This is a genomic window from Streptomyces sp. NPDC007901 (genome assembly GCF_042959465.1).
Lineage (GTDB): Bacteria > Actinomycetota > Actinomycetes > Streptomycetales > Streptomycetaceae > Streptomyces.
In genome coordinates, this window is the sequence record NZ_JBIBKW010000008.1 from 143,025 (window position 1) to 164,241 (window position 21,217).

Consider the following 21,217-nt stretch of genomic DNA (forward strand, 5'->3'; position numbering starts at 1 on the left):
CGCGCCTGCTCCCGCGAGTCGGTGATGGTGCGGGCGATTTGTTCGGCGCTTGCAGCCAGTCCGGCAGCCCTCTCATGGTCACCGCCCACAGCCACCGCCCAAGCCACCGCGGCCAGTGCCCGCGCCTGCTCCCGCGAGTCGGTGATGGTGCGGGCGATTTGTTCGGCGCTTGCAGCCAGTCCGGCAGCCCTCTCATGGTCACCGCCCACAGCCACCCCGGCCAGTGCCTGCGCCCTCTTCCGAGGGTCGGTGACGGTGCGCGCTATGGGCTTGGCCCGGTCGTGGTCATCAGCGGCCACCGCCTCAGCCACCCTGGCCAGTGCCTGCGCCCGTTCCCACGGGTCGTCGATGGTGCGGGCGATCTGCTCGGCCCGCTTATGGTCACCTGCGGCGGCCACCGCCCCAGCCACCCCGGCCAGAGCCCGCGCCCGCTCCCACGGGTCGTCGATGGTGCGGGCGATCTGCTCGGCCCGCCTGTGGCCACCGGCGGCGGCCACCGCCCCAGTCACCGCGGCCAGCGCCCGCGCCCGCTCCCACGGATTGGTGAGGGTGCGGGCGATCTGCTCGGCCCGCCTGTGGTCACCTGCGGCGGCCACCGCCCCAGTCACCCCGGCCAGCGCGTGCGCCCGTTCCCACGGGTCGTCGATGGTGCGGGCGATCTGCTCGGCCCGCTTATGGTCACCGGCGGCGGCCACCGCCCCACCCACCGCGGCCAGAGCCCGCGCCCGCTCCGACGGGCTGGTGAGGGTGCGGGCGATCTGCTCGGCCCGCTTATGGTCACCGGCGGCGGCCACCGCCCCAGCCACCCCGGCCAGAGCCCGCGCCCGCTCCGACGGGTTGGCGATGGTGAGGGCGATCTGCTCGGCCCGCTCGTAGTCACCGGCGGCGGCCACCGCCTCAGCCACCGCGGCCAGAGCCCGCGCCCGTTCCCACGGGTTGGCGATGGTGAGGGCGATCTGCTCGGCCCGCTCGTAGTCACCGGCGGCGGCCACCGCCTCAGCCACCGCGGCCAGAGCCCGCGCCCGTTCCCACGGGTCGGTGAGGGCTCGGGCGATCTGTTCGGCCCGGTGGGGTTGGCCAATCGTGGCCCACAGGGCGGGGAGTTCGGTGGGGATGTGGGCGTTGCGGGATTCGATTTGTCCGCGGTGGTGGGACAGTCTGGCCAGGGCGTACAGGTCCGGCTCTGGGCAGTGCAGGAGTAGGTCTTGACAGGTCTTGATCTCGGTGAGGGCGGCGGCGTCACCGCCGGACAGGTCGAGCATCCGGTCGTGGCGTGCCGGGTCGATGGCCAGGGTGATCAGGTGGTTGGTGTCGCCGGCGGTGGTCAGCATGCGGGGGTAGGCGGTCAGCAGGTATTCGGGGGTGTGTGGCGGCCACGGCGGCTGGCCGTCGGTGGGTGTGCGGTAGTCCTGGGCCCAGGTGTGCAACCGGTCTCGGTAGTGGGCCAGGCGGTCTTGTCCGAGGTAGTGGCAGGCGGCGTTGTGTAGTTCCTCGTGGCCGAGCAGGTACACCTGTCGTCCTTCGTCCGGCGTCCAGGCGGCGAGACGGCGGGTGAAGGTGCGCCCGGCCACGGTGTGCAATATCTCCTCGATGGTCACCAGGTCCGCGCCTGTCAGCTCGCGCAGGTCGGGGCCGGAGAGGCCGCCCCGGGCGGCGGTGAGCAGGCCCAGGAGATCCTGCTCGATGGGGCTGCCGGCGAGCAGACGTTTGAGTTCGGACTGGCCGAGTCGCTGCAGATCCCTGGCATGCGGCGAGTCACTGAGCAGGCGGATGATGCCCCGGTCACGTAATGGATGCCAGTCGGGCACATCGTCGGGGATCGGGGGATTGGGCCGTCCGGCAACGATGATCCGCATCCCGGCTGACGGGCGGCCGGGCAGCAGTCCGGCGATACTGTGTGCCCCCCACCCGGTTGTCACGCCGCGGTCTTCGTCCAACCCGTCAACGACCAGCACCAGCCGGCCACCTGCCTGCTGACTGACGGCTGCGGCCTGGGCGAGCAGATCCAGCAGCGATGCTTCCTGGGCTGCCTCATCTCCGCTGGCCGGTAGGTCCTGACGGAGTAGTGCACAGAGCTGCTCCGTTAGCGCGGCGGTGAACGCCTCCCGTGTATCCTGCGAGGCCAGCCGGGCGGTGATGAAGAACGACACCAGCCACACTCCGCCAGCGGCGGGCGGGGCAGGCGGGTTGAGTACGAAAGTGGACAGCAGTGCAGACTTGCCCGCCCACGGCCCGGCCTGCCACCACACGTAGGGACCGCGACACTCATCTAGGCAGAAACCTGCCAGCTCGGCCAGCTCAGCCTCCCGGCCCAGCAACTGCGGTGGGGCGATCCGCTCCACCTGCCGCTGGTACGCCGAGCGCACCGGCCGTGGCACGACAGCCCCCCCCTGTTTGTAAACCGTTACGTTCCCGGCAACATGCCCGAAACTGGTACCGGCGCGCTCCGCATAGACGTGCCCAGGGGACTGATCGGCTGGAGCGGCTGGCGCCTGCACCGTCGCGGCCGCGACTATGCCACTGGTTGTGCCGGGTGCGGTCAGGGGCGCGACCGGCCCGGCTCGGAAGGGCCCGGCGGCTGCCCTCCCGTAGCACCGCGGTCCACGTGCACGTCCCCGGCAATCTGCCCGAAAGCGATCCCGTCCCCGCAGGCCTCGGCATGGGCGTCCCCGATGAACACCGTCGCCCCGGCACCGGTCACCACCGAGATGCCGCTGGTCTTCTCCGCAGTCTGCAACTGGGCCACCAACTCGGTGACTTCCCGGCCGAAGACGTCGTCCTTGCGCGCCGCGGCGGTGACCGCCAGCTCTATCTGCTGACGGGTCAGCTCGCTGACCAGCCCCTCCCCGGTGACGGCCTCCTCGGCCAGATCATCCAGGACAGGGTGCGCGCCGAGCTTAGCGGCCACCGCCGTGTGCAGCTTGTCCAGCCCCGCATCGATGACCGTATCGACCTCGGCATCCAAACGACCAGCCGCTCGGCGGGCCTTGCGCACCGTCCACGCGATCACATACCCGGCCACCACCCCGGCCTCGATCACCATGTGTCTCGCGCCCTCCCCCGAAGCGGTCATCCTGCTCCATTATGCCCAACACGCATGACCACACGGGCGGATTCGCCTGTCCCAACTGATGCATTTCGTAGACCTGATTTAACCGGGTCATATGGGGACCAGGTCTTCGGCGGTGATGGGCGCCGGGGTTGGGCTGTTCGTGGCGTGGATGTACTTGACAGTCCTCCGTGGTTTTCGGTGGGAACGGGCGCCGTTTCGGCGAGTTCGGGAGCCACTGATCGGGTGATCTGCAGGTCGGGGCGGAGTGTCCCGGGGGATGCCACTGTGGGAGTGTCGATAGCTTGTGGGTGCGGGCCCTGGGGCTGTCTCCCTGACAAGATGCGGCCAGGGGCTCGCACCTGGTTAGACGTTTCGCCTCACCGGGAGCTGGACGTCCCGTCCGCGCGCAGGTGGTGCAGGGCCACCCGGGCCGCAGTGCCGAGGACGTCCTCGCGGGTGGGTGCCCCCGGCGTCAGCGACCGGGTGAGGACGGCGATCGCGTACCGCCGTCCGTCGGGGAAGGTGACCACGCCGACGTCGTTACTGACGCCGCCCGGCACGGTGCCCGACTTGGACGCGACCAGCACTTCTGGCCCGAAGCCGGTGGCGATCTTCCGGGTGAGCCGCTGCTGTCCCATCATCCGGCGCAGGTTCGCGCAGGCCTCGGCGGGTCCGGCCTCGTTGCGCCAGACCGCGCGGACCAGAGCGGCCATGTCGTCGGCGGTCGCGCTGCTGATCCGTCCCGGTTGCATCCCCGGCGACGCCAGCACCCGCTGCCACATCGCCTTGCCCTCCTTCGGCGGTGTGGTGTCCCGGACCGCGTCGGCCATCGCGCTCCAGTCGGCGTACCCGGCGTCGCGGGCTGCGGTGTCGAACTCATGCTGGATCGTGCCCGGCAGGTGGAAGCCGGTGAGGCCGAGCCCGGCGAGGCGTGCCTTGACCCGTTCGATGCCGACCCGGCGGATCAGTACGTCGGTCGCGGTGTTGTCGCTGATGGTCAGCATCAGCCGGGCGACATCCCGCAGCGAGATCTCCACCGGGTCCTCGGTGATACAGAGCCCTTGGCCGCCCAGCGATGCTTCGGCCGGCGAGACCACCACTCGCTCGGTGGGGTCCAGTTCTCCCTCCGCCGCCTGGCAGAAGAACTCCAGGCCGATGGTGATCTTGAACGTGGAGGCCGCCACCGCGAGCTCTCCGCCCGCCACCGATAGTCGCCCCGGTCCGTCGATCTCCAGTGCGCTCAGGCTTCCCCAGCAGTCGCCGGCCGCGAACACCTCGTCAATCGTCTCTTCGATCATCCGCTCACCGTGGCACCCGGCGACCGCGCCGGGCGGAGGTGTTCACCGTGAGCGTGTGTGCTGTCGGCGTCATGGGGCCGCCGACCATGGTCCACGCTCGGCTCGCTTTGGTGGGGAGGCGTGCTTCAGGGCTGTTGGGACGTCACTTCGTTGCGGGGAAGAGGGATTCCTGGGTGGTCTGGAAGCGGTAGGACTCAGTGCCGGTCTGGATGAGGGTGCAGCGGAAGGTGATCCGGTCGGCGATGGCGGCGCAGAGGCGGGCGTCCCCGAAGGTCTTGTCCCACTCCGTGAACGGGGAGTTCGTGGCGACTGCGGTGGCCTTGCACTTCTCGCGTTCGGTGAAGATCTGGAACAGCAGTTTGGCGCCTTTGCGGTCGAGGGCCAGATATCCGAACTCGTCCAGGCACAGAAGGTCGATCTTGCTGTAGCGGGCGATCACCGAGGGCAGTCGCCGACTGGCGTCGGCCTCGGCGAGCTCGTTCACCAGCGCCGAAGTAGTGGTGTAGCGGACCGACAGGCCAGCCTCCGCGATCGCGGTGCCGATCCCGATCAGAAGGTGGGACTTGCCGGTGCCGGAGTCCCCGATCAACACCAGCGGACGGCCCTCGCGGACCCACCCGGGAGACTTCAGGTCGGCGACGACCTCCGGGGTGACATTCGGATTCTTGGCGAAGTCGAAGTCCTCCAGCCGCTTGGGGCGCGGGAAGCGGGCCAGCCGCAGGAGCCGCTGCTGACGGCGCACGTCGCGGTCGGCAAGCTCGACCTGCAAAAGGTCGAGGAGGAACTGCTTGTAGGTGATCTGCTCGCGGCGGGCGCTGCTGGCGAGTTCGATGAACCGCTCGCGAAACGCGGGCAGCTTCAGGTCCCGGCATGCCTCATCGATGAGCATGTCCTCCGGGTCGCCCGGCAGTGACACCCTGCTCTGCGGAACCCGGTCCCGGTCGCGGTCCTGGTCCGCGTCGTGGTCGGTGACGGTGATGGCGCGGGTCATGCCCCCTGGCCTTTCTGGTTCTGGCTTCTCTCGCGGGTGGTGACCGGGCTCAACAGCCGGTCGTACTTGCTCATGTCGGGCAACGTCGTGCGCGGATCGGGCGGCAGGCGACGCGCGTGCAGCGAGATCACCCTCGCGCCGGCCGCCTCCTGACCCGCACTCTCGCCGCCCGCACCGTGGGCCGACCCGTCGTCAGTGAGAAGTTCGGCGTCCTCGTCGTCGGTGCCCTCCATCGCCTTTCGGGCCTCGATCGCGACGAGGTCGGTGGACACCGAGCCGATCCGAAGACAGGTCTCCATCGCCTTCACCAGGGCCTCGGCCGGCATCTGACGGTGCAGCAGCAGGACCTCGATCAGCATTCGAGTGCCCTCGCGCTCCCCGGCCTTCTGCTTGGCCGCAGCCCAGAACGCCTCGTGGACCTTCGTGAAACCGCCCTCCGCGCGGGCCTGTGCCAGTGCGGAGGCGCCGGCGAACGCACCCGGCTTGACCAGCAGGATCTCCAGGTAGTGATCCAGGAAGTCGTGGTAGGTGTAACGGCGCGTCAGGCGGGGATGGCGGGCGACGACCTGGCGGCCGTCGAAGACCCACAGCTCGTTCGCCCGCAGCTTGACCCGCACCTTCTGCCCGATGAACTTCGCCGGCACCGAGTAGTAGCCCTGACGGACCGTGATCCGGCTGTTGCGGGCGACGGTGGGCGTCAGATCGATCCCGCAGTCGTAGGCGTCGGCGGGCAGCGACCGCAACCGGTCGCGCTCGGCCTCGAAGTCGAACCCGATCGAGGTCGGACGGCCGTGGATGTGCCGTGCATCCTCCGCGACGTCGATCGCGGCCAGGCGCTCGTTCAGCTCCGCCAGCGAGTCCACCTGAGGCGGCGGCACCAGGTGCTTCCTGCGGAACCGGCCGCCCTCATGCTCGACACCACCCTTCTCATGGGCCCCGGCCTCGCCAGGGGCGCAGTAGAAAGCCGAGAACTGGTACCACGATTTGAACGACGCCCACCTGGACGACTCCAGCCGTGAGCGCCCGAACAGCACCTGCTTGACCGCGGGTTTCAGGTTGTCATAGCGGATGTGCACCGACGGGACCCCGCCCAGCACGGTGAACGCTTCCACGTGGCCTTCCAAGAACGCCTCCTGGGAAGCGGTAGCGTAAACGCGGTGGACGGCCTTGCCGGAGTAGGACAGGCGCAGAGTGAACAGCACGCACTTGCGGCGCTGCCCAGCCAGGTCCAGCCAGAAGTCCGCGAAGTCGACCTCCGCCTCCTCCCCAGGCCGTTTCGCCTGCGGGACCACGCCCTCCAGATGCCGCCGCCCCGCAAGGGCCTCCGCCTTGATCTCCGGACGCCGCCTGACTTACTCCCACACCGTGGTCTGCCGTGCGAGCTCGAAGTCGTGCTCCGCGGCCAGGCGCTCCATGATCCGCACGATCGTGTGCTTCTGTTTCGACGGCGCGTCCAGGTCCTCGCGCAGCATCGCGTCGATGAAGCCCTTCACCGGCTCCAGCACACTCGGACGCGGCGGCGGCGACTTCCGCTTCGGCGGCAGCGGCGACTCGATCGCCTGCCGCACCGTCCGCCGCGACACCTTGAACCGCGCGGCCAGCTCCCGTCCCGACAACCCCTGCTCACGATGGGCCGGGCGGATCCTCTCGAACAACACCTCACGCGACCTGTGCACCAGCGGTCTCCCTGACCTGGACCGTGATCAACAAGCCCAGCGTGACGACCAAACGGCCCACTGCCCCCGATTACTCCGAAAGCGGCATGTCACCCACCATCACACCGGCTGGCTTCCAAACCCACCGAAAATCCGCCGGTGCCGAGTCCCGGCGGAAACGTGGCCCCCATACACCCCGAAGAAATCAGCTCCTGGAGGTCACCGTGACCACGGCCGACGTCCACGACTCCAAGGCCGCCCCCGCGCTGCTGGAGACATTCATGGACCAGCCGGGCCGGCTGCTGAAACTGGTATGGGTCGACAGCGCCTACCAGGGCCCGGCGCTGGCGAAGGCGTTCGCCCGCCACGGAGTGCGGATCGAGGTCGTGCGCCGCTCCGACGGACAGCGCGGATTTGTCGTACTGGCCCGCAGGTGGGTCGTGGAGCGCACGCTGAGCTGGCTCTCCCGCTCACGCCGCCTCAACCGCGACCACGAACGCCGCCCCGACCACCACCAGCAGATGGTGTGGTGGGCCGCCACGATCAGGCTGTCCCGGCGCCTGGCCGGGGACGCTCCGCACTGGCCCGAGAAACGCCCCGGCCGACTGCTCCGGGCACGGGCGTGAACCGTCCGCCCTTCGCCCGCACCAGCCAGCCCCGCTTCTCCAGCACGTAGGCACGGTGCCGGATCTTCTCCACCTCGTTCTTGATCTCCGCCTCCCCGGCCCACCGCCCGCGTCAGCTCCACCCCGTTCACCGGCCCCGCAGCGGCCCTCACCGCGGCGAACACCTCCCGATACAGGCCGCCGAGCACCTCCTCCCATGCCCGACCGCCACACCGGCAGCCGCTCGCCATGCCCCGCACCCAAGCCGCCCGCTCCCACAACAGCATCCGCCTCACCACCAGACGGCACAGAAACCGGCGTATCAACCGGGCTCTCCTCCGCCAGCACCGACACGAGCTCCTCACGCCCCACCCGGGCCCGCTCGACTCGCTCCCGCGCGGCATCCACCTCAGCCTGAGCCTGCTCCAGAACCTCCGTCCAGGACTCCAGATCCTGCCTCGCCCGCGCCTCACGCTGTTCCATCAACCCCAGCACCGACGGCATCGCATCCTCCTCGATCCACAAAAAGCCGTCCGCTGCCTGCCCCTACCCCGTCGCGATCATGCCCCGCACACGAAGAAGCCCCTGCTCATCGAACAGGGACTCCCTTTGCCACAACGCGCTAAAGTACGCCTGATTCCAGTCTCCGAGTGGTCGTGGGGGATCGCCGAGGTAAGCCCAGAAGCCGCCATTAGTTGATCTTGGGGTTCGGCTGTCGCCGACCGTCACCCATTGAGTTGATTCCATCCCGAAGTCGCTGGTCACGGGGCTGGTGTGGAGTCCGGATGGGGTGCTCGGGCTGGTCGTGGTGATGATCGGCGCCGGGAGATCATTCGTCAGCGGGACGGAACCCTGTGCCGTTCGGAAACTCGTCGCTGCCGGTCAAGCCGCGTATCTGTACTCGTTGATCACGCCGCTGAGCACTCGGGTGCGTAGGAGCCTGCGAGCGGTCGGAGCGGTCAGGGGCGCTGGGTGTTCTCGGGCGAGCGGAGGGAGCTGTCCCCTGGCCTGGTGTGGGCGATGACCGTTGTAGTGCCGGGCATAGGCATCGAGGACCTGCCGAGCGTGCGTCTCGTTCCATATCAGCAAGTGGTCAAGGGCCTCGCGGCGCAGGGTGCCGATAACCCGTTCACAGTGCGCGTTCATCCGGGGAGCCCGAGGCGCGGTCCGCACGACCTCGATGCTGTCGGCTGCGAAGACCGCATCGAAGGACTCGGTGTACTTTCCGTCCCGGTCGCAGAGCAGGAAACGCAGCGCCTCGACCCGCATACCCAACTCGACGGCAAGATTTCTCGCCTGCTGCACCGTCCACGCCCCCGTGGGATGGGCGGTCACACCGGCAATGTGCAGCCGGCGTGTGCCGTGCTCGAGGAACACGAGCGCGTACACCCGGCGCAGGTCGACCAAATCGATGTGCAGGAAGTCGCAAGCGATGATCCCTTCAGCCTGCGCGGTCAAGAACTCACGCCACGTCGGCCCGCTGCGTCTCGGGGCCGGATCGATGCCGGCCGCCGTCAGGATCTCCCAGACCGTCGTCGGGCCGACCAAATGCCCGAGCCGAGCCAGTTCGCCCTGGATCCGACGGCAGCCCCACCGCGGATTCTCCTTGGCCAGCCGCACCACCAGCGCCTTCACCGCTCTCGCCGTCGACGGTCTGCCAGACCTGGTCCGGCGCTTGCTGAAGTCCCACTTCCGGGCGATCAGCCTGCGGTGCCACGCCAACAGCGTCGCGGGCGTCACCGGGAACACCTGCGCCCACCGGCGCCGCGGGATCAGCGAGGACAGTACCGCGAACCACAGCCGATCCGCTGGCTCGTACCGCACCGGTGCCGGCAGCTGTCTGCGCAGCACCGCATTCTCGTGGCGCAACACCAGCAATTCCGCGTCCTTGGCCATGTCCCGGCGCAGCAGCACCGCCGAAACCGGGAGCAGCTTGCGTACCACCCGATACACCAGTGAAACGATCACCCGGGCAGGGTTCCAGCAGACCGCGATGCCGCGCCAGACCGCCTCCGAGCAGCAGCGATGAGTTTCCGAACGGCACAGGCGGCGGTTCCGGCACGGCGGTGGCGCCGGCCGCGGACGCCACCACGTCCCTGGCCCCGACCACAGGCACGAAGTCGACGTCCGGCTCCGGATCGACGGACGCGAACACCCAGCCGTGCGATCTGCTGACCCAGAGCATGGCCGGCCAGATCCTCGGGAAGACGGTGCCCGCCGCCGACATTAACGGCCCGACGATGTGCGAGTACTCCATGTCCGGTGCCGATTACGGCAACAGCGTCGCTCTGGCCATCGAGAAGTGGCAGGACGGCCGGACCGTGCAGGACGAGGTACGGGATCTCGACATCGTCGGCAGCGACGGCAACAGGACACAGCAGTCGGTATCGGGTCTGAGCCCCGACGCCGTCGTCGTCTCCGACGACTCCGATATCACGGTGATGTGGAAAGCCGGCGATGTCCAGAAGATGTCTCTACCACGAGCGACCTCAACACGACACGCGACCGGCTTCTCGATGTCGCCCGGCAGATCTACGCGGCCGAGCAGCGGTAGCCACGCGACGCCGCTCGGAGATCTCCGCCATCCGCCCCTACCGGCTGATTGCCAACCCTCCACGCAATCACGGAACTTGATGGAGCTCTGACCAGAGGGCGACGGTTCTGTCGGGACGGATGCAGGGGTCAGTGCTCGGTGAGGTCCCGGACGTCCCAGCCCGCGTCGGTCATCACCTCCACGTACCGCTTGCTGCGGTCGCGGTGGGCGGCGAGCACCAGCAGGTGGGTGGGGCGCGTCGCCCCGACGAAGACGAGCTGCACAGCGGCCTGGACACTCTTCAGTTCCCGCTGGGGTCGCTCCCCTCCGCGACTATGCGGAGCGCCTCGGTCACGTCGAACTTCTTGCCGTTCTTCTCAAGGCACTCCAGGATCAGCGTCGCCGCATGGGTCTCGCCCTTCGCGCTCTGGATGGTCCCGGGTACGGCCCGCACCACCGGCGCTGCGGCGGAGCTCTCGGGGACGCCACCCGCTGCTGCTGCGGCCGCCTCGGCCGCCGGAGTGAACTCCAGGCCGACGGCCTTCAGCGGCCGGTCGGCGAGCAGCTTCATCTGGACGACCAACTGCTCGGTGATCACGCCCCAGCCCGCCTCGTCGAACGCAGCTCCGTGGACGAGGAGTTCACGCAGCAGGATCCGCACCCTGCCGCCGGGGGTCGCCGCAGATCTCTCAAGGCGGCCCAGCGCCGGTAGCCCTTCGCCGGTCAGGGGCGTGGAGGACGCGCGCAGGGCGTTCCACAACTCGGTGGCCGATTCGTGGCTGTCCGCGCCGGACCTCCACTGGGTCCCTGCCGCGCGCCCAGCACACGCGGCGGACGCCTGAGAAGGACGTCCTCGGGGACGATCACGGAATGGCTTCCCGGGGATCAAGCATCCAACTTCTCGGCGGAGGGTGCCGATCACTCGCTCGCAGTGGGCGTTGACCCCCGGCGCGCGGACCGGTGTCTTGATGATCTCGATATCTTCGGCGTGGAACACCGCGCCGAATGCCTCGGCGTACTTGCTGTCGCGGCCTCGGATCAAGATGCGCAGCGGGTCCATGCTCGCGCCGGGTTCGGCGGCCAGGTTGCGGGCTTGCCGGGTGGCCCAGGCAGCGGTCGGGTGTGCAGTGACGCCGGCGATGTGCAGGCGCCGAGTGTGGTGTTCGAGGAAGACCAGGGCGTACAGCCGGCGCAGGCCGATGGTGTCGATGTGGAGGAAGTCGCAGGCCATCACACCGGCTGCCTGGGCGAAGAGGAACTCGCGCCGGGTGGGGCCAGTGCGGCGCGGGGCCGGATCGATGCCGGCCACGTGCAGGATCTCCCAGACGGCCGAGGCGGCGATCAGGGTGACCGAGGAACGGTGGTGAGCCGCCTCGAACTCCTCGGGTGGCAGGTAGTCCGGTGCGGAGTGCAGCGCAGGTATGGAACAGCTCGCGCAACGAGATCGCAAAGGGGTGTCCACCAGGATCTTGACGTGGTCGCGGCCGAGGGTCAGGTCGTGCGATTCACAGAGCGCGGCCGAAGAGGTCCAGCAGCGCGGCCCAGTGCCGGTCGGCGGCCGCGGCGTGGTAGGCGTCGGTGTCGGCCTGGGTGTAGCCGTGGGGTGCACCTCGGTAGACCTCGGTGTGGTGGCGTACGCCTGCTGCGGTCAGGGACTTGTCGAGGCGCTCGATCTGCTCGGGCGGCAGTGCGGGGTCCTCGTCGGCGTGACCGAAGTACAGCTCTGCCTTGATTCGGTTGGCGAGCAGATGCGGGCTGTCGGGGGCGTCCGTGGCCAGGTGAGCGCCGTGGAAGCCGGCCGCCGCGGCGACCCGGTCGGGGTGAGCGGCGGCGGTGCGCAGGGCGAGCCCGGCGCCCAGGCAGTAGCCGGTGACGCCGGCCGGCCCGTCGGTGGTCTCCGGGCGGGCGGCCAGCCAGGACAGGTAGCTGTCGGCGTCCCGCATGGCCAGGTCGGGCGTGAGCTCCGCCACGACCGGGCGGATCCGCGCGAACAGCTCCGGGCGGTGGGTCGTTCCGATGAAGTCGGGGAGGTCCACCACAGGAGCCCGCCCATGGCGGTAAAGGATGTTGGGGACGAGGACGGTGTAGCCGGCTCCGGCGAGCCGGTCGGCCATTCGCTTCAGTCCGGGACGAAGTCCGAAGGCGTCCATGTAGAGCAGTACGGCGGGGTGGGCGGCACCGTCGGCGGAACGGGCCAGGTAGGCGTCAGCAGTGCCGTCCGCCGTGGGTATCTCAACGCTCGTTCCGACTACAGCTTCCATCGGCGATCTTCTCTCTGCTCGCGATCTGGTGTGTCAGCAGGTGACGGGCCGCCCGGCGAGGCCAGCTCAGCCCTTCGCGGTTCCAGGGTCCTCGGGGTGGAACTCGATGCCGAATTCCTTGCCGGTGGCCTCGTAGTCCTCGAGAACCCGAGGAATCAGGTGGTCCGGGAGCGTCTGGGAACCGGTCGGTACGCCCGTGGCGTGCACGAACTGCTCGAGGCCGCCGGTGTTGAGGCCCACCAGCTGGTGGTCACCGGGCTGTTCTTGCTCCCACAGCGGGTGGTGGCGCTTGGCCCATGAGCGGGGAACCAGGCCGGTGCGCAGGCCGGTACGCGCCTCGGGATCCCGGGACGCCATCCAGATATGGCCGCCGACCAGGGCACCAATGAGCAGGGCCAGCCAGTCATGGACGAATGTCGCCCCCGTACGCAGGAAAAGCGGCGTGAGACGCGGGAACCACATGATGAGGCCGGTGCCGATCATCACCAACGCGGCTCCGGAGATCATGGCCGCGTACAGCTTCTGACCCGCGTTGAACTTCCCCGACGGGTGAGGGCGCCGACGCAGCGTCGCCCGCAGCCAGCCGCGGTCGTGGGGACCGAACCGGTTGAGGCGGACGAGGTCGGCACGGAAGGCTCGTGAGACCAGTCCGGCCAGCAGCGGGACGGGCATGGTGATGCCCGCCCATTCGTGCACGGTCACCAGCAGGCTTCGCCGGCCGATGAGCTCGGCCAGTGCGGGCAGGTACAGGAAGGCGGCGGTGATCAGGGCGGTGCCCATCAGCGCGGCCGTGGTGCGGTGGATCCAGCGTTCGGCGGCGGTGAAGCGCCGTATCAGCTCGGACGGTTCAGCCGGTCGAGTCATCGTCGCGTCCGTTCGACTTGCCGACCCACGCGTCGATGTCGTAGCCGCGCGGCTCCCAGTAGCCGGGTATGACGCGGTCGGTGACCGTGATCCCGGCGAGCCACTTCGCCGACTTGTAGAAGTACATCGGCGCGGCGTAGAGCCGTACGGGTCCGCCGTGCGGGGTGGTGACCGGCTTGTCCTGCATCTCGTAGGCGACGAGCATGTCGGGGCGTCTCGCCTGCTCCAGGGTGAGGCTTTCGGTGTAGACGCCGTCGAAGCACGTGAAGTGCACCGCCTTGGCCCCGGGTTTCACCCCGGCCGTCTCCAGCAAGTGCGACAGTTGCACCCCTGCGAATGGCGTCTGCGGCACCCGCCAGCCGGTGACGCACTGGACGTCCCTGACCAGGCGGGTGCGCGGCATGCCTTTCAACTGCTCCAGCGTGTACGTCGCCGGGCGGTCGACAAGGCCGTTCACCGTGAGCCGGTAGTCGGCGGGAGAGCGATGCGGGATGCTGTCGGCCACGGAGTAGAAGCGGAAACCGCCGCCGCCCGGCAGCAGCCCTGTCAGACCGGTGGGGTCCTTGCTGCTCACGGTGGCCAGCAGTTGGTCCGTCACGTTCTGCAGGCGCGCGCCGAGGGGCACCCCGACGGCGCCGAGTCCGAGGATGCCGAGGATGACCCGTCGCCCGACTGGCCTGCCCTCGCCGTCCGCGCTCTCGGTCACCCCCTCTCCCCTGCCCGCAGCTTCCTGACTCCGCCGACGAGCAGGATCGCGCCAACGACGGCCACGAACAACCCGATCACCAGCCACTGGCCTTGCCCCGACATGCTGCTGCCGCCGACCGCGCCAGAGCCTTGCAAGCTCCACACCACGCCGGAGAAGAGCAACAGGGCCCCGCCGACCATCCGTATCCAGATCTTCATTCCGTGCTCCTAAGAGGGTGTTGCAGGCTCCGCAGCCTTTTTCGATGCACACTCCGTGATCTGTCGGAGAGCGGAGATCAGGAAGCTCGTGGTGAGGCCCGCAGCCGACCGCGCGGCCGGTGGAGTCGTGTGCGTGCGGGGACGAGTACGCCGTCCTTGGCATCGTCGGCAACGAGCCGACGTGCGGCTTCGATGTGACGTAACCAGGGTGGTCCCGTACACGGCCGCCCCCCGCACCACACCTTCCGCGTGGCCGCCGCCCCCGGCTGCATCATCGACCACGCCCCAACCGTGCCGCGCGCGCAGTCGCCTCAGCGAGCCCCGCGGGCAAACTGCCGACGCCTCGGCTTCAGGTGAGGCATCGCCTGTCACACGCAACCAGTACCGTGTCAACGCCTCGCCGGTCAGCCCTGTCGCAACCAGGTTGGCCGTGTAGCCACCGCCACCGCAGATCACGGTCGTCATGCCTGTCTCCGTGTGCATCGTGCGGACGTTGATCATCCGCTCCGAGCTCACGTTATGCCGAGAGAGGGAGGCGCCCAATAAGTGCAACGCTCAACTTCATGCGCCAAACTCTCGCTGGTGGTCATAGGCTGCCCTCATGGATGTGCTCAGCGACGTGATCGCGGCCATGCGCATCGGTCGCCCGCACTCTGCCCGCGTCGAGCACCACGGCCCATTCGGCAGACGCCTGCCCACCACCGTCCCTGGAGCCGGCTTCCACGTCGTGCTTCAGGGGAAATGCTGGCTGGTACCGCCACACAGCGCACCGATCCCGCTCACCGCCGGCGACGTAGCGTTCCTGCGTCATGGCACCGAGGTCGGGATTGCCGACCACCCCTCCACTCCCATGCCCGACACACCCCTCCCCGCACCCGCCAGCTTCCCGATCAGGCGTAACGAACAACCCGCTGCGATTGCGGGGAATGCGCCGGGCTCCGTGGCCGTCCCCACCGTCATGCTGTGCGGCGCATATCTGCTGGACGAGTCGAGACCCCACCCCCTGCTCCAGGAGCTTCCACAGATCCTCCACCTTCCCGCCAGTCAGGGACACCGCCCGGAGCTGCGCTCCGCCATCGAGCTGCTCAACAGCGAGGTGATAGAGCCCCGCGAAGGTACCGACGTCATCGTGCGCGCACTGCTGGACATGCTCCTGCTCTATATTCTGCGCACCTGGCACGACAAACAGGCAAGCCACCACAAGACCACCGGCTGGGCCGCTGCGCTGCGCGACCCCGCCACAGCTTCCGCGCTTCAGGCCATCCACGCTGATCCGGCCCGGCAGTGGACCGTCGAGGAACTGGCCGCTCATACCGGACTTTCACGGCCCGCCCTTGCCCGGCGATTCACCGCTCTGCTCGGCCAGCCGCCATCGAGCTACCTGACCTGGTGGCGCATGACAATCGCCGCCAGACTTCTGCGTGAATCCGAAGCCCCACTGGCCACCGTGGCCAACAACGTCGGCTACACCTCGGAGTTCGCGTTTGCCAATGCATTCAAGAGAGCGCACGGCACGGCTCCGGGCCGGTACCGGCGACAGTTGTGACCGCGCGCCCTGCGCCGCGGGTTGAAGTACAGGCCCACGACTGCACCATCGACGTGCGCGACCATCGGCCCCTGCGCGTCGTGAAAGCTGCATGTCAGACGGCTTGGTGTGCGAAGGTGTCGGGAGACCAGGGCATGTCCAGGGCGGTAGTCGACCACAAGATCATCCGCCGGTAAGCGACTTCCGGATCCATTCCGGAAAATTACGGTTTGCGATGCTTTGTCAAGCAGTGCTGGACGGCGTGTTCGTGACGGCGTGCGACTGCGTGAGGGAGGCCGCCGCCGACTGCTCGGGGAGCTTGCAGGTTACTGACCCGGTCTTGACCAGCAGGTTCTTACATGCCCCAAGCACTTAGGTGCATCGCGAGGGTGCTTTGTTCGACGGTGTTCAGCGCTGCGGTGATCTCACAGGCGTGCCAGTGGCGGCGCGGAGCGGTGGCCATGACGGCGAGGACGTCCCCGTGGCGGGCCGGACTCAGGACAGCTCACGCGATCGAGGCGAACTCGCGGTGGAGCCAAACAGACGAATGGAAAACGAACGTTCGCCCTGTTCAGACCTCACGGCGCCGTTCATCGACGGGTGTCGCCAGATGCTCCGTGAACCGTGACGAGCGCAAGTGGGAGCGAGCGGACGAGCTCGACTTCCGCCGCACTCCACTTGGCGACCTCGATTCGAATACGGCGCGTACGGCCATACCGGTCAGGGTGTCGCCCGCGTCGAGTCGCACGCCCAAATCCACGCCGCCCCAGAGCCCGCAGAGCGCATGCGATCACCGGCGATCCGGTGATCGCGGAGAACACGATGGTGAAACACGTACTCAGGGATCCGCATCGGACTCACCGTGCGGAAAGCGACCTGATCCGCATCGAGATGGTGCGTGAGTGCCGTGAGGGACGCGAGCTCCGCGGAGGGCGGACGCCGACGATCGCGGTCCCGACAAGCACCGATGACCCGTACGCGCCGGCGAACAAGGTCGATGCGGCGATTGTCGGTGCCAGTGTCTACCCGGTGACCGCGTTGCTGGTAGAGGTGGAGTGAGGCGTCAAGCCGCATTCACCCGTCCATCGTTGGCGGATGCAAGCCCCCACCCCGACCGTGGAGGCATCGCGTAGTCCCCCCTCGTCGCCGGCGGAGATCGTCCTGCACCGCGAAAAATATTGCAGCCACCCTCTTCCATTGAGACATCAGCAAGGATACCGTGACACATCACATAGCCGACTGCCCCGGAAGGCTTTGAAACCCGCCCAACGCGGTGTCACGGCCGAAGGTTCTCATGCATCGGCGCAATAAAGAGCCGACAAGGCGGTTGATCTTCCGCCTGAAGCCAAAGGCCGGAAATCGGCCTCCCTCAGACTCCAACGGGCCCGCCTGGGCTAGCGACGATCTTCCCACTGGTTTTGGCCGCCGGCCGAGCATGACGGCATGCGCGAAGACCGTGACACTGTCCGATCGTTCCTCGGGACGCTCACCACCAGGCCACTATCCGCTCAAGACAGCGAGGTAAATCATGAGCAACGAACAGCTCGACAAGAACAAGGAGCTCGTGGCCAAGCTCATGCACGGACTCTTCGAGGGCGAGAACCCACCCCAGAATATCGACGTAATCGATGAGCTCGTGCACGAGAACTACATACAACACAACCCATTGGCAGGCCAAGGTCCCGAAGGTCTTCGCAACTTCGTACTGGAAGTAATGCCGAAGATAACTCCAAAATCGATGATCGAATCACGACAGCTGGCAGTCAACCTGATCGCGGAAGGTGATTTCGTCGTCCGGCAAGAAGTACGGACGGACTGGATGCTGATCGATATCTTCCGGGTCAAGGACGGTTTGCTCATAGAGCATTGGGACGCGCTTCGATCCGACCCGGGAAGTGAACGAATTGGCGGTTTCTAGTTAGTAAATTGACACTCCCGTGCCTCCCACTGCGCGCGCAGCTTGAGAAACAGCATGAGGAATCACTGGGTCGGTGGCGACTTGGCGGCGGGCCCAGATGGTGCTGCTGTCTGTCCAGCATGCCGGTGGCGAATACCGCCGAGGTGCCATTCACCAGTGATGACCGGGTCGGCAACATGATCCACAGCTTCAACGCCGACGGCTTCGACTCCTTGTGCTCGCAATAGCGGGGCAGCCTCCCCAAGACGTTCACGCCGCCAAGTCGTACGGGCCGCTGCCCGATCGGCGCCGACGGCGGACGGAGCACCGGCGCCGAGCAGGTCGGTCTGCCTGTGGACAGCCAGGTGGGCAAGGGCGGAAGCGTGAACATCAGCTTCAAGGCTGACCTTTCCCAGCGCTGCGCCCACCGCCCGAGCGCCCTGCACTGGGGGAATCTGATCGTGAAACGCGATGTGAAACCCTTCGCCGCTGAGGGGAGCGAGCGGGTTCGCCATTGGTCGTGCCACGCCTTGGATGCCGCTCGGTACCGCTCCGTCAGCCGGACGTCTGTTCCGTCGCCGCTGCCGCAGCGATACGGCCAGGCTCGGACGCGGTCATCGCCGCTCCCACGCGGGCGGCGATCTCGCGCAGCCAGATGTGGGCCGCGTCGTGGGTGTGGACGGGGTGCCACCAGAACGCCTCCTGCAGAGGCACCGTCTCGTAGGGCGGCTCCATGACGCGTACTGCGGCAACCCCGCTCAGCCGCTCGGCCAGGCGCAGCTGGACCAGGGCGATCCGGCGGGTGCCGGCGACCAGGAAGGGCAGCGCCTGGAAGGTGTCGACAGAGACCTCGACGCGGGGGTCGATGCCGAGCATGCTCAGCTGCCGGGCGGCCGGCGCGTCGTAGGTGCGCTGGTAGGTGACCCAGGGCAGGCTCGCCAGATCCTCCATGGTCAGCCGGTCGCCGACCTCGTCGTTGGTGTCGGCGACGAGGAAGGCCCAGCGGTCGGTGAACAGCTCGACGGCGGGGAAACCGCTGATGATGCCGTGTGGCATGAACAGGCCGTCCGCAGTGCTCAGCATGGTCGCGGTGTTCTCCGTGACATCGGGCGGTGTGCGCTGGAAGCGCAGCCGCACGCCTGGTGCCTGGGCGTGCACGGCACGGGCGAGTTCTGCACCGAACACGGCGGTGGCGTAGTCGGAGCTGAGCAGGGTGAACTCGTGCTCCTCGTTGCCCGGCATGAAATCGGCCCTGCTGCTGAAGACCCGCTCCAGCAGGTCGCATGCGGTGGCCGTGCGGTCAAGCAGGGCGCGGCCGAGAGCCGTCAGTTCATAGTGTCCGCCGCTGCGGACGAGCAACTCGTCGTCGAAGTGACGGCGCAGGCGCGCCAGGGCCGCGCTCATCGCGGGCTGGCTGAGCCCGACGCGCTGCCCGGCGCGGGTGACGTTGCGTTCCTCCAGCAGGGCTCGCAACGACAGGACGAGATTGAGATCGAGGCCGGACAGGGACACGACGCCTCCAGACCGAGACCGCCAGAGGCAGCTCTATTCACGTGGCAGATGATCCATATAAGAAAGATTGATTTCCCAGATCGGGCGGGACAGCGCCAGATTAGTCCCACCGCAATTTGGAGGACACGCCCGTGAAACCCGAAGCCCCTTCCGCGCCCTTCGTCGGCCCTTTCGCCCTCGGTACCCTCTCAGGTCCTGACCAGGCCTCTTTCCCCGGTCTGGTGATCCCCCAGGGGCGCGTGCTGGATCTTCGTACGGCCCTTGACGAGCCCGCCCTGACTACTCGGGGCGTCTTCGAGCGCTGGGACACGGTACTGCCCCGTCTGCACGAGCTGGCGGCGGCCACGGACGCCGGGTGGCGGTCACTGGAGGGCCTGCGGGTGCACGCTCCCGTCGAACCGCGCCAGGTCTTCCAGTCCGGCGCCAACTACCGGCAGCACGTGATCGATCTGGAGGTGGCTCACCGCACGCCCGACGATCCGCGCACGGTGGAGGAGGCCCGCGCCGAGATCGCCGCGGTCATGGACCGGCGGGCCGCCGAGGACCTGCCGTACGTGTTCATCGGGCTGCCGAGCGCCGTCACCGGCCCGTACGACGACGTCGTGCTGCCGGCGTGGGCGAAGAAGCCGGACTGGGAGCTGGAGTTGGCGGCGGTGGTCGCCAGGCCGGCGTACCGGGTCTCCGTGGAGGAGGCACTGGAGCATGTCGCCGGGTACACGATCGCCAATGACCTCACCGACCGCGCCACCGTCTTCCGCCGCGACATGCCCGCCATCGGCACCGACTGGCTGCGCGGCAAGAACGCCCCCGGCTTCACCCCGCTCGGGCCCTGGATCGTCCCCGCCGAGTCCATCGCCGACCCCGGTGACCTGCGCGTCACGCTGAAGCTGAACGGCGAGACCATGCAGGACGAGTCCACCAAGGACATGCTCTTCGGTATCGCGCGGCTGGTGTCGTACATCTCCCAGACCTCCCGGCTCCTGCCCGGCGACCTGGTGCTGACCGGCAGCCCGGCGGGCAACGGCATCCACTGGGGACGGCTGCTGCGCGACGAAGACGTGATGGACGGATCGATCACCGGCCTGGGCGCCCAGCGCACGCGATGTGTGGCGGAGTCGACGTGAACCGGCAGGACCCCGAGGGCGCGATCGCCGAAGCCGCCAAGGCGTACTCCAACTGGGGGCGCTGGGGTGAGGACGACGTGCTCGGCACACTGAACTTCCTCGACGAGGCCAAGCGCCGGGAGGGAGCCGCGCTGGTCCGGCGGGGCGTGAGTTTCTCGCTGTCGCAGTCCTTCGACATGAACGGCCCGCAGAAGGGCTGGCGTCGCCGCACCAACCCGGTGCACACGATGCTCGACACCGGCACCGACGCGGCCTTCGGCAACCAGGGCTTCCCGCACGGCATCGGCGGTGCCGACGACGTGATCGCGATGCCCCTGCAGTGCTCCACCCAGTGGGACGGGCTCGGCCACATCTTCGACCACGGCATGGCCTGGAACGGGCGGGCCGCCGAGAAGGTCGTCACCTCCGACGGCGACCTCGTCACCGGCATCGAGCACATGGCGCCGTACGTGGCCGGGCGGGGGGTCCTCCTGGACGTCGGCCGAGTCATCGGCACCGGTGGGGGCACCTCCCGCTCGAACGGAGCCGAGAGTGGGGGAGAGTTGCCCGACGGATTCGCCATCACCGAAGAACATCTCCTGGCCACGGCCGAGGCGCACGGCGTGGGAGTCGGCCGTGGCGACATCGTCGTCGTCCGCACTGGCGGCCTGGCCCGCGCCCGCCGCGAGGGCTGGGGCGACTACGCGGGCGGCGACTCGCCCGGGCTGTCGTTCGCCACGGCCGGCTGGCTGCACCGCACCGAGATCGCCGCGATCGCCACGGACACCTGGGGCTTCGAGGTCCGGCCCAACGAGTTCGAGCACGCCTTCCAGCCGCTGCACCAGGTCGTCATCCCCAACATGGGTCTGCTCATCGGGGAGATGTGGGACCTCGACGCGCTCGCGGAGGACTGCGCGCGCGACGGCGTGTACGAGTTCTGGCTCACCGCCGCTCCCCTGCCCATCACCGGAGCCGTCGGCTCACCGGTCAACCCGATAGCCGTCAAGTAACCGTC

Annotated in this window: 17 protein-coding genes and 5 pseudogenes; 9 read left to right on the forward strand and 13 right to left on the reverse strand. The window is 68.3% G+C overall.

The annotated features are described in order from the left end of the window. The 5 genes and pseudogenes from ACFZDK_RS26115 to istA form a co-directional block, all read right to left on the reverse strand. Positions 1-2,342: hypothetical protein (locus tag ACFZDK_RS26115; protein WP_390976108.1), on the reverse strand; the 2,342-nt coding region annotated here is incomplete at its 3' end. A 197-nt stretch (positions 2,343-2,539) separates the two neighbouring features. Continuing rightward, positions 2,540-3,043, reverse strand: coding sequence for a hypothetical protein (locus ACFZDK_RS26120; protein WP_390976109.1), 504 nt, complete (start codon positions 3,041-3,043; stop codon positions 2,540-2,542). A gap of 386 nt (positions 3,044-3,429) precedes the next feature. After that, positions 3,430-4,350, reverse strand: coding sequence for a serine hydrolase (locus ACFZDK_RS26125; protein ID WP_390976111.1), 921 nt, complete (start codon positions 4,348-4,350; stop codon positions 3,430-3,432). Positions 4,351-4,492: 142 nt separating this feature from the next. Beyond that, positions 4,493-5,341: an IS21-like element helper ATPase IstB gene (gene istB, locus ACFZDK_RS26130; RefSeq protein WP_390976113.1), complete on the reverse strand. Its 849-nt coding sequence runs from the start codon at positions 5,339-5,341 to the stop codon at positions 4,493-4,495. Continuing rightward, positions 5,338-7,017 (reverse strand): annotated as a pseudogene (gene istA / locus ACFZDK_RS26135) (IS21 family transposase). The gene istB and the pseudogene istA overlap by 4 nt, the downstream one beginning before the upstream one ends. 86 nt (positions 7,018-7,103) lie before the next feature. Here istA and ACFZDK_RS26140 point away from each other — a divergent pair. After that, entirely contained in the window at positions 7,104-7,622 is a 519-nt protein-coding gene (locus ACFZDK_RS26140) for a transposase (protein WP_390976115.1), read from the forward strand. An 861-nt stretch (positions 7,623-8,483) separates the two neighbouring features. On the opposite strand, the gene ACFZDK_RS26145 is transcribed toward ACFZDK_RS26140, so the two are convergent. After that, the gene (locus tag ACFZDK_RS26145; RefSeq protein ID WP_390976117.1) at positions 8,484-9,569 is read right to left on the reverse strand and encodes an integrase core domain-containing protein; all 1,086 of its coding nucleotides are present in this window, start codon (positions 9,567-9,569) and stop codon (positions 8,484-8,486) included. A 98-nt stretch (positions 9,570-9,667) separates the two neighbouring features. Between ACFZDK_RS26145 and ACFZDK_RS26150 the strand changes: the two genes are divergently transcribed. Continuing rightward, positions 9,668-10,246 carry a hypothetical protein gene (locus ACFZDK_RS26150; RefSeq protein WP_390976119.1) on the forward strand — a complete coding sequence of 193 codons (579 nt, stop codon included), beginning with the start codon at positions 9,668-9,670 and terminating at the stop codon, positions 10,244-10,246. A gap of 37 nt (positions 10,247-10,283) precedes the next feature. On the opposite strand, the gene ACFZDK_RS26155 is transcribed toward ACFZDK_RS26150, so the two are convergent. The 6 genes and pseudogenes from ACFZDK_RS26155 to ACFZDK_RS26180 form a co-directional block, all read right to left on the reverse strand. Continuing rightward, positions 10,284-10,418 carry a hypothetical protein gene (locus ACFZDK_RS26155; RefSeq protein WP_365792783.1) on the reverse strand — a complete coding sequence of 45 codons (135 nt, stop codon included), beginning with the start codon at positions 10,416-10,418 and terminating at the stop codon, positions 10,284-10,286. 611 nt (positions 10,419-11,029) lie between these two features. After that, a pseudogene (locus ACFZDK_RS26160) lies at positions 11,030-11,489 on the reverse strand (integrase); the annotation flags it as partial. Between the two features lie 150 nt (positions 11,490-11,639). Continuing rightward, on the reverse strand, positions 11,640-12,395 hold the full coding sequence (locus tag ACFZDK_RS26165) for a dienelactone hydrolase family protein (protein WP_365792785.1): 756 nt from the start codon (positions 12,393-12,395) through the stop codon (positions 11,640-11,642). Between the two features lie 261 nt (positions 12,396-12,656). Beyond that, positions 12,657-13,259: pseudogene (locus tag ACFZDK_RS26170) on the reverse strand (cytochrome b/b6 domain-containing protein); the annotation flags it as partial. Next, complete coding sequence (locus ACFZDK_RS26175) at positions 13,243-13,965, reverse strand: molybdopterin-dependent oxidoreductase (RefSeq protein WP_365792787.1); 723 nt, start codon at positions 13,963-13,965, stop codon at positions 13,243-13,245. The gene ACFZDK_RS26175 and the pseudogene ACFZDK_RS26170, both read right to left, overlap by 17 nt. Further along, the gene (locus tag ACFZDK_RS26180) at positions 13,962-14,165 is read right to left on the reverse strand and encodes a hypothetical protein (protein WP_365792789.1); all 204 of its coding nucleotides are present in this window, start codon (positions 14,163-14,165) and stop codon (positions 13,962-13,964) included. The genes ACFZDK_RS26175 and ACFZDK_RS26180 overlap by 4 nt, the downstream gene beginning before the upstream one ends. A 601-nt stretch (positions 14,166-14,766) precedes the next feature. On the opposite strand from ACFZDK_RS26180, the gene ACFZDK_RS26185 reads away from it, so the two are divergent. From ACFZDK_RS26185 to ACFZDK_RS26205, 5 genes and pseudogenes are all read left to right on the forward strand, one after another. Beyond that, positions 14,767-15,711 (forward strand): cupin domain-containing protein, encoded by a 945-nt coding sequence (locus ACFZDK_RS26185; RefSeq protein WP_390976123.1) that lies wholly within the window; start codon positions 14,767-14,769, stop codon positions 15,709-15,711. A 783-nt stretch (positions 15,712-16,494) separates the two neighbouring features. After that, positions 16,495-16,749 (forward strand): hypothetical protein, encoded by a 255-nt coding sequence (locus ACFZDK_RS26190; protein ID WP_365792793.1) that lies wholly within the window; start codon positions 16,495-16,497, stop codon positions 16,747-16,749. A gap of 469 nt (positions 16,750-17,218) precedes the next feature. Continuing rightward, complete coding sequence (locus ACFZDK_RS26195; protein WP_365792795.1) at positions 17,219-17,608, forward strand: nuclear transport factor 2 family protein; 390 nt, start codon at positions 17,219-17,221, stop codon at positions 17,606-17,608. A gap of 97 nt (positions 17,609-17,705) precedes the next feature. Beyond that, positions 17,706-17,832: pseudogene (locus tag ACFZDK_RS26200) on the forward strand (IS630 family transposase); the annotation flags it as partial. Between the two features lie 57 nt (positions 17,833-17,889). Further along, positions 17,890-18,105: pseudogene (locus ACFZDK_RS26205) on the forward strand (hypothetical protein); the annotation flags it as partial. Positions 18,106-18,142: 37 nt separating this feature from the next. Here ACFZDK_RS26205 and ACFZDK_RS26210 read toward each other — a convergent pair. Then, a complete protein-coding gene (locus tag ACFZDK_RS26210) occupies positions 18,143-19,099 on the reverse strand; it encodes a LysR family transcriptional regulator (protein ID WP_390976125.1) in 957 nt (318 codons plus the stop codon). A gap of 131 nt (positions 19,100-19,230) precedes the next feature. On the opposite strand from ACFZDK_RS26210, the gene ACFZDK_RS26215 reads away from it, so the two are divergent. Together ACFZDK_RS26215 and ACFZDK_RS26220 are read left to right on the forward strand one after the other, a co-directional pair. After that, positions 19,231-20,223, forward strand: coding sequence for a fumarylacetoacetate hydrolase family protein (locus ACFZDK_RS26215; protein ID WP_390976126.1), 993 nt, complete (start codon positions 19,231-19,233; stop codon positions 20,221-20,223). Next, complete coding sequence (locus ACFZDK_RS26220) at positions 20,202-21,212, forward strand: cyclase family protein (protein ID WP_365792801.1); 1,011 nt, start codon at positions 20,202-20,204, stop codon at positions 21,210-21,212. Before ACFZDK_RS26215 ends, ACFZDK_RS26220 begins: the two co-directional genes overlap by 22 nt. The last annotated feature ends 5 nt before the right edge of the window (positions 21,213-21,217 follow it).

Bases quoted from the DNA above. Each gene is read 5' to 3' on its own strand.
- ACFZDK_RS26120 (WP_390976109.1), bottom strand. From the start codon at position 3,043: ATGGTGATCGAGGCCGGGGTGGTGGCCGGGTATGTGATCGCGTGGACG.
- ACFZDK_RS26125 (WP_390976111.1), bottom strand. From the start codon at position 4,350: ATGATCGAAGAGACGATTGACGAGGTGTTCGCGGCCGGCGACTGCTGG.
- istB (WP_390976113.1), bottom strand. From the start codon at position 5,341: ATGACCCGCGCCATCACCGTCACCGACCACGACGCGGACCAGGACCGC.
- ACFZDK_RS26140 (WP_390976115.1), top strand. From the start codon at position 7,104: ATGTCACCCACCATCACACCGGCTGGCTTCCAAACCCACCGAAAATCC.
- ACFZDK_RS26165 (WP_365792785.1), bottom strand. From the start codon at position 12,395: ATGGAAGCTGTAGTCGGAACGAGCGTTGAGATACCCACGGCGGACGGC.
- ACFZDK_RS26180 (WP_365792789.1), bottom strand. From the start codon at position 14,165: ATGAAGATCTGGATACGGATGGTCGGCGGGGCCCTGTTGCTCTTCTCC.
- ACFZDK_RS26185 (WP_390976123.1), top strand. From the start codon at position 14,767: ATGGATGTGCTCAGCGACGTGATCGCGGCCATGCGCATCGGTCGCCCG.
- ACFZDK_RS26195 (WP_365792795.1), top strand. From the start codon at position 17,219: ATGAGCAACGAACAGCTCGACAAGAACAAGGAGCTCGTGGCCAAGCTC.
- ACFZDK_RS26220 (WP_365792801.1), top strand. From the start codon at position 20,202: ATGTGTGGCGGAGTCGACGTGAACCGGCAGGACCCCGAGGGCGCGATC.